6 protein-coding genes are annotated in these 12,376 nt (G+C 50.2%); 2 read left to right on the top strand and 4 right to left on the bottom strand.

The features are described from left to right. Positions 1-614 (bottom strand): DegT/DnrJ/EryC1/StrS family aminotransferase (locus WCO51_03950; GenBank protein MEI6512411.1); only part of this gene is annotated, 614 nt, incomplete at its 3' end. A 124-nt stretch (positions 615-738) separates the two neighbouring features. Between WCO51_03950 and WCO51_03945 the strand changes: the two genes are divergently transcribed. Further along, positions 739-1,953: a sialidase family protein gene (locus tag WCO51_03945; protein ID MEI6512410.1), complete on the top strand. Its 1,215-nt coding sequence runs from the start codon at positions 739-741 to the stop codon at positions 1,951-1,953. A gap of 107 nt (positions 1,954-2,060) precedes the next feature. Continuing rightward, positions 2,061-3,476: a hypothetical protein gene (locus tag WCO51_03940; GenBank protein ID MEI6512409.1), complete on the top strand. Its 1,416-nt coding sequence runs from the start codon at positions 2,061-2,063 to the stop codon at positions 3,474-3,476. 33 nt (positions 3,477-3,509) lie between these two features. On the opposite strand, the gene WCO51_03935 is transcribed toward WCO51_03940, so the two are convergent. The 3 genes from WCO51_03935 to WCO51_03925 form a co-directional block, all read right to left on the bottom strand. Then, a complete protein-coding gene (locus tag WCO51_03935) occupies positions 3,510-6,404 on the bottom strand; it encodes a sugar-binding domain-containing protein (GenBank protein MEI6512408.1) in 2,895 nt (964 codons plus the stop codon). A 27-nt stretch (positions 6,405-6,431) separates the two neighbouring features. Further along, a complete protein-coding gene (locus WCO51_03930; GenBank protein ID MEI6512407.1) occupies positions 6,432-9,347 on the bottom strand; it encodes a glycoside hydrolase family 2 TIM barrel-domain containing protein in 2,916 nt (971 codons plus the stop codon). A gap of 87 nt (positions 9,348-9,434) precedes the next feature. Then, complete coding sequence (locus WCO51_03925; protein MEI6512406.1) at positions 9,435-12,317, bottom strand: sugar-binding domain-containing protein; 2,883 nt, start codon at positions 12,315-12,317, stop codon at positions 9,435-9,437. Positions 12,318-12,376 lie beyond the last annotated feature (59 nt).

Here is a 12,376-nt window from a genome sequence, read left to right as displayed (position 1 = left end):
GCAAACAGTACGGCTCTCTTATACATCTCCACATCATCTGTCACGAAGATGCCGCCTTCACCTGATGTCATGTGTTTGGACTGCTGCAGGCTAAAGCACGCTGCATCGCCGATACTACCAACTTTGCGGCCTTTATAGAGACTGTCATAAGATTGTGAGCAGTCTTCGAGCACCTTCAAGTTGTGTCTCTTCGCAACTGCCATTATCTCGTCCATCTGTGCCGGTTGACCGAATAGATGCACCACTACGATGGCTTTTGTCTTGGATGTAATCCGTTCTTCGATTGCATAAGGATCAATAATTAGGGTACGGGGGTCCACATCTGCAAACACAGGAACGCACCCCAACCCAATCACAGGGAAGGAAACAAAAATAGGCGCCGATGCAGGGCAGATAAACTCATCCCCCGGTTCAACCCCGATAGATGCATACATCGTTTCGTTGGCGCTGGTACCTGAACTCACTCCAAGAACATACTTGCGCCCAAGATATACCCCGAACGCCTTTTCGAACCGCTCTACCATGCTGTTACCAATAGCACGGCATAGCTCTCCGCTCTCCATCACCTCACGCACCAGATTCATCTCAACCTCGTCAAATCGCTTCCTATCCATACCCACCTCCATTCGTAGGATACCCGTGAGACGCTCAGACATGCTAAATATGTGTATAAGCTATAATAACGTTCTGGCTGCATCGGAATACAACATCGGTCGAAGTAAAGATTAGGAGAACTAAATGTTGCATATTGAAATGGGGGAGCTTATGTTCAGATTACTTTTACTCGCATTCATTCTCATACCTATGGTTGCTGTGGGTTCATCTTTGTCACAAGTATCGACTGAGAATATCTCAACCAAGAATGCGAGGCTTCATAAGGCCTGCCAACAGCTGCCATTTGCGACATCGGCCTGGGTTATTAATCTAAATGATGGGAAGCTTGCCGCTGTCGACAATGAGGGAATTCAAATCAGCAGCGATGATGGTAAAACGTGGTCGGAACCTCGCCAGATCAAAATGCCGGATGGAACTGTGCCTCAGCGGTGGGAGCATGGGACGATTATGCTTCAGACCAAGAGCGGCGTTCTCATCATGCTATATATGGAGCAGGGAAGCAGCTTCTATGAATGGAACAACGAACTCGGCAAGCCTGATCCCCGGTGCAAACTCGACGTGTGGGCGTGCCGCAGCATGGATGGGGGTAAGACTTGGACGGACTTCAACCGAATATTGGACGGCTACAACGGGCAAATTATCGACATCAAACAGCTTTCGACCGGGCGTGTAGCGACTCTTATTCAGGATATGTATATGGATTTGGGGCGGCATTATCTGTTTGGCTGTGTAAGCGATGATGAGGGAAAGACGTGGAAACGCGGCAGCAACATCGACATCGGCGGGCATGGTGACCATGATGGCGCGCTTGAACCCACATTGGTCGAGCTTACCGATGGGCAAGTGATGACGCTCATTCGCACCAATCTGGATGAGTTCTGGTCTGCCTATTCCGATACGCATGGCCTCTATTGGCGGGTGATCAAACCAAGCGGTATCGATGCAAGCTCTGCACCGGGATATCTGCTCAGATTGGCCAGTGGTCGGATCGCTCTGATTTGGATTCGAGTTGGCTTGGAAAAAACTCCGAATATTCAGCGTATCCCCGTTTGCCAGATGACGGAAACGCCCTTTAGTTGGAACCGAGCTGAGCTTAGCATCATGTTTTCCTCTGACGACGGCAAGACATGGAGCAAGCCGGTGGTTGCCGCGGCCGCGTTAGAAGGAGAAATGGCTTATGCCTACATGCTGGAACGTAAGTCAGGCGAAATTTGGATCATTGTCCGGTGCCCGCATGGCGATCCCGTCAGCTTCAAGTTGTATGAAAAGGACTTCGTTCGTAATGGCAAATATAAACGATACAAAACAACGCACGGTTCTGACCACTACACAAAGTGAGTCAATGGTATCTTTGGATGTAAGCAATTAATAACGGTTGGGGAGAAATTGCCTTTGTGGCATGCCTTCTAAGTATTACTTTGAGCGCATTTGCTAAGGAGATTAATGTGATTAATATCGGAACCAGACGGGAATTGATGGTTGACACCTTTTTGATCGACAAGATGTCGAAAGTGCGGTTGGAGATGCATCACCCGATTCCAAAAGAAATAGTGATGTCTTTCGACGAGCGTTGGGAGGGCAATGACTGTAAGTACCAGGTCATTTTCAAAGATGGAGATATTTTTCGGACATACTATAACTCTTGGACTCATGTGCCGACGACCGGCCCCCTGCATGACGACTTTATCGGGTATGCCGAGAGCAAAGACGGCATCCGCTGGACCAAGCCTGCCCTCGGGCTATTTGAGTTCGAAGGCTCGAAGAAGAACAATATCGTCTGGTCATGCCCTTCGCTGAATAACTTTAGCTGCTTCAAAGACTTGAACCCAAACTGTGCTCCCGATGCCCGCTATAAGGCCATCCATAACTGGGTTATTGATGGCTATCCTTTTATGCGCGCTTTGAAATCAACCGACGGCATTCATTGGACGTTATTGACCGATAAGCCGGTGTTGGATGATGGCTCATTTGATAGCTTGAATACTGCCTTTTGGGATGCCGAACAAGGGGTATACCGAGCTTATTATCGCGACTTTATAGAACAATTAACACGTGGCATCAAGACCGCCACATCAAGCGACTTTATTAATTGGACTAAGGGTGAGTGGCTCGAATATCCCGGCACGCCTAATGAGGCGTTGTATACCAATGCAGTGGCCCCTTACTACCGCGCGCCGCATATTTACATGGGATTCCCTATGCGCTACCTTGACCGCGGCTGGTCCGAGGAGATGAAAGCATTGCCGATGCTTAAGGAGCGAGAGGAGCGTTCGAAGACCCAGTCACGTTATGGTTCTGCTCTCACTGATGGTTTATTTATGACCAGTCGAGACGGAAAAGTCTTCAACCGCTGGCTCGAAGCCTTTATCCGTCCGGGCTTACGCAGTGAAGCGCAATGGGTTTATGGCGACAACTGTCAAGCATGGGGGCTAATCGAAACCAAATCAGATATGACCGGCGCTCCTGATGAAATTTCAATCTACGCAACCGAACATTTATGGCAAGGTCCTTACACAGACTTACGCCGTTATGTGATTCGAGTGGATGGCTTCGTCTCGATGAACGCTACCGGCAAAGGCGGCGAGTTCACTACCAAACCAATTACCTTCAAAGGCAAGGAACTGGAAATGAACTTCTCCACCTCTGTTGCCGGCTATGTTCGTATAGAAATCCAAGATGCCGACGGCAGTCCGATCCCAGGCTACACTCTCAAAGACAGCCCCGAAATCTTCGGTGACCAACTCGACCGAGTCGTCGCCTGGAAGACCGGCAAAGATGTTAGCCAACTAGCAGGCAAACCAATTCGCCTTCGTTTCGTCATGAGAGACGCGGATTTGTATTCATTTAAGTTTAGAGAGTAGCTTCACTGGTTCAACCATAGGAGCTAGTCTTTACTAAACGTAATTGATTGCCTTTAACCGTGCGTCCATGTCGCTCGGTAGTTCAGCTAATGGGCCGGATGATCGGGCGTATTTGATTAGGTTCAGCATTAGGCGGTCAGCGGCCGGGTGCTCGCCCAAGTACTCGAGGATTTGCATTGTGTTGAGTACGAAACGGCCTTGGCCGAAGTTGTAGGTGGCTAATTGAATACCGCAGATGTAGCCGGTCTTAGAGCAATAACCAGTTGACCATGAGGCAACAGCGACATCATCGGGGGTATCTAGTTGATCGAATAATATCACCGGAATAACTTGGTCGTAGTAATCCCAGTCCAAAATGCCTCTTGTCTGCAGGCCTTCGAAAATAGGATGCTCTTTGCCAACGCACTCCTTATGATAAAGCCAATCCCAGAACTTAAAGGCCCTGCCCTTGTTTTCGAGCGGCAGCCAACGCCAGGTATCTGTCTCTTCTTCCCCTTCTTTGAATGCTAGCCCATTGAGGAACACAACCGAACACCCTCGGGCCATCGCTTTGGCCAGCGCTTGCCAATCCGCAGCAGTCGCTCCCTCGGGTAGTCCTACGAGAATAACCTCTCGCTCTTTCGGCTCGATGAAAGGAACACACTTCACGCCATTCTTAGCCAACCAGCCTTGAGCCTCAGCGCTCAAACCCCATTGCATCACTTTTCCACCGAGTTTTGGAAGTGAGTTCTTATCGGTTTGGTAGAAGGTCAACCGATTAGCCGGAGCCCATCCGCCTTTCTCCAATTCAGCAGCAAAAGTATAAGCGCCTGCGGGGCCGTTGAGTATAACTTCTTCTTTAATTACAGGAACGGCAAATGGCTTGCTTTCAGGGATTTTGACGGTAGTTCGTTTCTCCCATGCGATTCCGGTGGGACCGAAGATGCGGAAACAGACAGGATACTCGCCTGGCTCCAGCACATCTTCATTGGCAATAACAGCTTCGACTGTAAACTTCTCATTTAAATAGCCGTGGATAGGATCGACGAAGAGGCACCAACGCAATGGCGCCCAGCCGTCATTGAGCACTTCGACTACCCCTGGCTTGAACTTACGCCAAATGGTCCAAACGCCCTCACCAGTCCACGAACTATCCATAGTGCTGGTGAGGTTATGGCCAACGATTTTCGGGTTGGACCGAAGGGCGTCAAAACATAGCGAGCGCTGGCGGTTGTGCTTGCGGGCGCTTTCGAGTAAAAAATCATGCACAAACGGATAGACTCCCTCAAAGCCGAGACGCTTCCAGTCCTTGCGTAGCCATTCTTCCTGGTTTCTAAAGAGCACAGCATCTTCAAGGTCAGGGTTAGCGCCCGCTTGTTCGTATAGACGAGTACCCTGGATGACATCCAGAATGCTGCCGATGCCGTATTCCGACAGGAAGACCGGCTGTGTATCTTTTCCAAGGTTGCGGATGATTTCGCGATCTTCTAAATTCTGCGGCACGTGCGGGTAGAAGTGGATATCACCGGCAAGCACTGGCGCATCACTGGGTGGTTCCTCACTACCAACCGGTCTTTCAGTACCCCATCCAGCATCCCAGTTCATTGAGCCTGGATTCGAGACTGACCCTGTTATGCTCTTCTGCTTATCCCATCGACCGCTGTTGAGGAAAACCAATCTCGTATCATCCAGTTCGCGAAGTTTGGGAAGGATCGCCACTGCTGCGTGGAATTGATGATTATCGATGCATTCATTCAATAAACCCCATGCAGCGATACAGGGATGGTTGCGATCGCGCTTGACCATTCCCAGAATGCCCATCTCAAATCGCCGCTGAAATTCGGGGCAATCTTCCATCGGCATACCGGAAAAGCTTTCTTCGTAGAACATCAAGCCGATCTCATCGGCGATATCCAGTTGATCGGGACGCGGCATAGTTCCGATAAAGCGAAGGCAATTGAACCCCGTAGCCTTCGCGTTCACTATCTCACGTCGCATCAGTTCGGGGTCATCGGTGATATGCTGTCCCATGGGGAAATCGTTAGCCGTATGGGCGCTTTTCAAGAAAATACGTTTGCCGTTCAGATAGAAAAAGCCGTCTACCACTCGAAAATCGCGGAATCCGCAACGCACTTTCGCTCTATGATAGAAGTCACCCGCCGTCATATCAATCGAAACACCGTAAAGATAAGGATCGTCCACACTCCAAGGGTGTGGTTGGCTAACTTGAAGGGTGATTTGTTGCTCGCTTTCGCCGGGTGAAAACATGCCTGAGCAGCTACCTGAAATAAGCGTTTCTCCCGTCCGCTCTGGGCTAACAGCAACAGCCAAGTCGCCCTTCACTGGCGCTTTGGTGTCGTTTTGAACAGTAATCAGGACATTGACAGTTCCATCAGCGAGGTTCGGTTTCGCGAACACATCGACTACGCGTACGGAAGGTACTACAAGCAATTCAACATCAGCCATGATTCCGCCCGACTGAAAAGCACCCCCACAGCAGAATTCGATGCGCTTGAACCCGTGAGCCGTATTTGCCCAGTTAATGCCGTCGATCGGTTCCTTGGCTGGGTTCAAAACTCGAATGGCCAGCATATTGTCTGCCTCAAAGCGAATCGCATCGGTCACATCTAAGGTGAAAGGCAGTTCGCCCCCCTCATGCCCACCGACCGTCTTGCCGTTCAGCCAGACTTCACAAATATAATCGACCAACCCAAAACGAAGCAGTACGCGTTCATTGGCTGATGCTTTTTGATCAGGACGGAAGCTGTGGTAGTACCAAACCAAACCGTGATAAGCCGGAAAGACCTGCTGGATGACCCCAGGCACAAGCGCTGGTTTAACATCAGTTGGGATCGTATTAAACCAGCCGGCCTCTTTACCTCTATTGTCGGGGTCGGTAGTGATGAACCAGTCTCCATTAAGTATCTGAACCGATGTCAATGTTGTCATAGTGCCCTCTCCTGATGGTAATGTTTACTAAACATAATTGATTGCCTTTAATCGTGCATCCATGTCGCTTGGTAGTTCAGCCAATGGGCCTGAGGATCGGGCGTATTTGATTAGGTTCAGCATTAGCCTGTCGGCAGCCGGGTGCTCGCCCAAGTATTCGAGGATTTGCATGGTGTTGAGCACGAAGCGGCCTTGCCCGAAGTTATAGGTGGCTAGTTGAATGCCGCAAAAGTAGCCGGTCTTAGAGCTATAACCGGTTGCCCAAGAGGCAGCAGCAACGTCATCGGGGGTATCCAAGTTCTCGAAGATCATGTGAGGAATGACTTGATCGTAGTAATCCCAGTCTAAAATGCCTCTCGTTTGCAGGCCTTCGAAAATAGGATGCTCTTTGCCAACGCACTCCTTATGGTAGAGCCAATCATTGAACTTATAGGTCATGCCCTTATTTTCGAGCGGCAGCCAACGCCAAGTGGTTGTCTCTTCTTCCCCCTCTTTGAATGCCTGCGCATTGAGGAACACAACCGAACAACCTCGTACCATCGCTTTGGTCAGCGCTTGCCAATCCGCAGCAGTCGCTCCCTCGGGTAGTCCTACGAGAATGACCTCTCGCTCCTTCGGCTCGGTGAACGGAACACTCTTCACGCCATTCTTTGCCAGCCATTCTTGAGCCTCAACGCTCAAGCCCCATTGCATCACTTTTCCGCCGAGTTTCGGTAGTGAACTCTTGTCGGTTTGGTAGAATGTTAAACGATTAGCCGGAGCCCAACCACCTTTTTCTAGCTCTGCTGCAAAAGTATAAGCGCCAGCGGGGCCGTTTAGAACAACTTCTTCTTTAATTACAGGAACGGCAAATGGCTTGCTTTCAGGGATTTTGACGGAAGTTCGTTTCTCCCACACGATTCCGGTGGGGCCAAAGATGCGGAAGCAGACAGGATACTCGCCTGGCTCCAGCACATCTTCATTGGCTAAAACGGCTTCGACCGTAAACTTCTCGCCCAAATAGCCATGTGTGGGGTCGACAAACAGGCACCAGCGAAGAGGAGCCCAGCCGTCATTAAGCACATCGACTACACCCGGTTTGAACTTGCGCCAGATGGTCCAAACACCCTCTGCCGTCCACCCACTATCCATGGAGCTGGTGAGGTTATGGCCAACGATTTTCGGGTTGGACCGAAGGGAATCGAAACATAGCGAGCGCTGGCGGTTGTGCTTGCGGGCGCTTTCGAGCAAAAAGTCATGCACAAATGGATAGACTCCTTCGAAACCGAGACGCTTCCAGTCCTTGCGAAGCCATTCTTCCTGGTTTCTATACAGCGTAGCATCTTCAAAGTCAGGACGAGCGCCCGCTTGTTCGTAAAGTCGAGTACCCTGAATGACATCCAGAATACTGCCGATACCGTATTCCGACAGAAAGACCGGTTGTGTATCTTTCCCAAAGTTGCGAAGAAAATCACGGTCTTTTTTGTTCTGCGGCACATGCGGATAGAAGTGGACATCACCGCCCCCTTCCGGTGCTGCGCAGTACAGTCCTTCCCAACTAAACGGTTTCTCGGGTCCTTTATCGTCCGGTCTCTCAGCGCCCCACCCTAAATCCCAGTTCATCGAGCCTGGATTCGAGACTGAACCAATCGACCACTGTTTATCCCATCGACCGCTGTTGAGAAAAACCAATCTTGTATCATCCAGTTCGCGAAGTTTGGGAAGGATCGCCACTGCTGCGCGGAATTGATAGTTGTCCCAAATCTCGTTGAGTAAGCCCCAAGCGGCTATACAGGGATGGTTACGATCGCGTTTGACCATTCCTAGAATGCCCATCTCGAATCGTCGCTGAAATTCAGGGCCATCCTCTATCGGCATGCCTGAATAGCTCTCTTCGTAGAACATCAAGCCGATCTCGTCGGCGAGGTCGAGTTGTTCGGGATGCGGCATAGACCCGATAAAGCGAAAGCAATTGAATCCCGTAGCCTTCGCATTCACAATTTCGCGTCGCATCAGGTCGGGGTCATCAGTGATATGCTGCCCTATGGGGGAATCGTTGGCCGTATGAGCGCATTTCAAGAAAATGCGCTTGCCGTTCAGATAGAAAAAGCCGTCTACCACTCGAAAATCGCGGAAACCGCAGCGCACTTTCGCTCTATGAGAGAAGTCACTTGCCGTCAAATCAATCGAAACGCCGTAGAGATAGGGATCGTTAAAGCTCCAGGGGTGTGGTTGGGTGACTTGAAGGGTGATTTGATGTTCGCTTTCGCCGGGAGGAAAATTGCCTGAGCAGCTACCTGAAATTAGCGTTTCTCCCGTTCGCTCTGGGCCAACGTTAACAGCGAAAGTACCCGACACCGACGCCTTTGTATCATTTTGTACCGTCATCAGGACGTTGAGCTTGCCATCTGTAAGGTTCGGCTTCGCGAATACATCCACGATGCGTATAGAGGGCACGACAAGCAACTCAACGTCGGCCATAATCCCACCCGATTGGTACTGGCCGCCACAGCCGAATTCGATGCGCTTGAACCCATGGGCCGTATTGGCCCAGTTAATACCGTCAATCAGTTCCTTCGATGGGTTCAGGACTCGAACGACCAGCAAGTTATCTGCATCAAAGCGTACCGCATCCGTCACATCTAAGGTGAAAGGCAGTTCGGCGACCTCATGCCCACCTACCGCCTTGCCGTTCAGCCAGACCTCACAAATATAATCGACAAACCCAAAACGAAGTAGAACGCGCTCATTGGCTGATGCTTTTTGCGTTGGACGGAAGCTGTGGTAGTACCAAACCAGACCATGATAAGCCGGAAAGACCTGCTGAATAACCCCAGGCACCGGCGCCGGTTTAACATCAGCCGGGATCGTATTAAACCAACCTGCCTCTTTGCCCATATTGTCTGGGTCGGTGGTGATGAACCAATTTTCATTAAGAATCTGAACCGATGCCATTGTCTTCATGATGCACTCTCCTGTTGGGTTGATCTCACAATAAACATATCACATTCATTGCCTGCGCATACTAGCAGTGAATATACCTAACATTCATTAAATGTAACTAATCGCTTTTAATCTTTTATCCATGTCGTTTGGTAGCTCAGCTAATGGGCCTGATGATTGGGCATATTTGAGGATGTTCAGCATTAGCCTATCGGCGGTTGGGTTTTCGTCCAGATGTTCGAGAATATATAGCGTATTGAGCACAAAACAGCCTTCGCCGAAGTTGTAGGTTGCCAGTTGGATGCCGCAAACATAGCCGGTCTTAGTCCAGTAACCGCAGGCCCATGAGGCAACAGCCACATCGTCGGGGGTATCCAATTCCTGGAACACTGTGTGCGGTATAACCTGGTCATAGTAGTCCCAATCCATAATGCCTCGGCTTTGCAGACCTTCGAAGAAAGGATGCTTTTTAGCCACGCACTCCTTATGGTAGAGCCAGTCCGAATACTTATGGTCCTTGCCTTTGTTTTCGAGAGGAAGCCAGTGCCGAGTATCTTCGCCCCCCTTAAAGACTTGCGGGTTCAGGAAGACGACCGTGCAGCCACGAGCCATTGCTTTAGCTAATGCTTGCCAATCGGCCAATGTGGCTTCTTCAGGGAGACCGACTAGAATAACTTCACGCTCTTTCGGCTCGGTGAAAGGAATGCACTTAACTCCATTCTTTGCCAGCCATTCTTGAGCTTCTGCACTCAAGCCCCATTGCATCACTGAAGCTCTTAGTTTCGGCAGTGAGCTTTTGTCTGTTTGATAAAAAGTTAGCCGATTAGCAGGTGCCCATCCGCCTTTTTCGAGTTCAGCAGCAAATGTATACGCGCCTGCGGGACCGTTTAGAACGACCTCTTCTTTGATCACTGGCACAGCTAACGGCTGACCCTCGGGGATGTTGACGGAAGTGCGTTTCTCCCATACGATACCTGTTGGGCCGAAGATTCGGAAGCACACAGGATATTCGCCTTGCTCCAGCACATCCTCGTTCGCAAGCACTACTTCGATCGTGAATTTCTCGCCCAGATAACCGTGTATAGGGTCGATGAAGAGACACCAACGCAGAGGAGACCAGCCGTCGTTTATTACATCTACTACACCCGGTTTGAACTTGCGCCATATCGTCCATAGTCCCTCACCTGTCCAGCAACTATCCATAGTGCTGGTGTGATTATGACCACAGATGTTCGGGTTGGAGCGCAGTGTATCGAAGCACAGAGAGCGTTGGCGGCAGTGTTTTCGGGCGCTTTCGAGCAATAGGTCATGCACAAAAGGATAGACCCCCTCAAAGCCGAGCCGCTTCCAATCATTGCGAAGCCACTCTTCCTGATCGCTGAAAAGCTTAACATCTTCAAGATCAGGATTAGCGCCCGCTTGTTCATACAGCCGATGGCCCTGAATGACATCCATCATACTGCCGATGCCGTATTCCGACAGGAAAACAGGCTTGGTGCCTATTCCAAGATTGCGAATGATAGCACGCCACTCTCTATTTTGTGGCACCTCCGGGTAGATGTGGAAATCACCGACAACCTCTTCCGCTCCACCGGGCAGTGCCACAGTAGCATCCGGTCTCTCAGTACCCCATCCTAAGTCCCACTTCGTTGAGCCGGGATTTGAGACCGACCCGATTGACCACTGTTTATCCCATCGACCGCTGTTTAGGAAAACCAATCTTGTATCATCCAGTTCCCGAAGTTTGGGAAGGATCGCAACCGCTGCGCTGTAATGATGTTTGTGTTTACATTCATTGAGCAAACCCCAAGCGGTTACGCAGGGATGGTTGCGGTCCCGCTTGACCATTCCCAGAATGCCCCTCTCGAATCGCTGCTGGAATTCGGGACAATCTTCCATTGGCATGCCTGCAAAGCTCTCTTCGTAGAACATCATGCCAATTTCATCGGCGAGATCGAGTTGGTCTGGATACGGCTTACTGCCGATGAAGCGCATGCAGTTGAACCCCGAAGCCTTTGCATTCACTATTTCGCGCCGCATCAGGTTAGGGTCATCGGTAGTATGCTGCCCGATGGGGAAATCGTTGGCCGTATGGGCGCTTTTTAGGAAAATACGCTTGCCGTTCATATAGAAAAAGCCGTCTATCACTCGGAAATCACGGAAACCGCAACGTACTTTCGTCCTGTGTGAAAAATCACCCGCCGTCATATCGACAGTGACACCATAAAGGTAGGGATCATCGAAGCTCCAGGGGTGTGGTTGGCTGATCTTGAGGGTAATCTGATGATCGCTTTCGCCGGGAGAAAAGGCGCCGGAACAGTTACCTGAAATAAGCGTTTCTCCCGTCCGCTCTGGGCCAACCGCAACAGCCAAGGTACCGATCACGGATGCTTTGGTGTCGTTTTGCACGGTCATTATGACATTAAGAGCGCCATCGGATAGGCTGGGCTTTGTGAATATATCGACGATGCGTACGGAAGGGACCACGAGCAACTCAACATCAGCCATGATCCCGCCCGACTGAAAAGTGCTTCCGCAGATGAATGCGGCGCGCTTGAACCCGTGGGCCGTATGTGCCCAATCCATTCCGTCTATCATCTCATCAGATGGGTTCAATACACGAACAACCAGCAAATTATCTGCATCAAAACGAATCGCATCGGTTACATCTATGGTAAAAGGCAGCTCGGCTCCTTCATGACCGCCAACCGGCTTGCCGTTCAGCCAAACCTCACAGATATAATCTACAAACCCAAAACGTAGTAGAACGCGCTCATTGGCTGATGCTTTTTGCGTTGGACGGAAGTTGTGGTAGTACCAAACCAGACCGTGATAAGCAGGAAAGACCTGCTGAATAACCCCAGGCACCGGCGCCTGTTTAACATCCTTTGGGATCGTATTAAACCAACCAGCCTCTTTGCCTTTATTGTCAGGGTCGGTGGTGATGAACCAATTTCCATTAAGTATCTGAACCGATGTCATTATTTTCATAGAGCTCTCTCCTGTTGGTGGTGTTTACTAAACATAATTGATTGCCTTTAATCGTGCAT

This window comes from bacterium (assembly GCA_037131655.1).
In the GTDB taxonomy this organism is placed as follows: domain Bacteria; phylum Armatimonadota; class Fimbriimonadia; order Fimbriimonadales; family JBAXQP01; genus JBAXQP01.
Note: the sequence above shows the minus strand (reverse complement) of the source record. Positions and strands in the feature narration are given on the sequence as shown.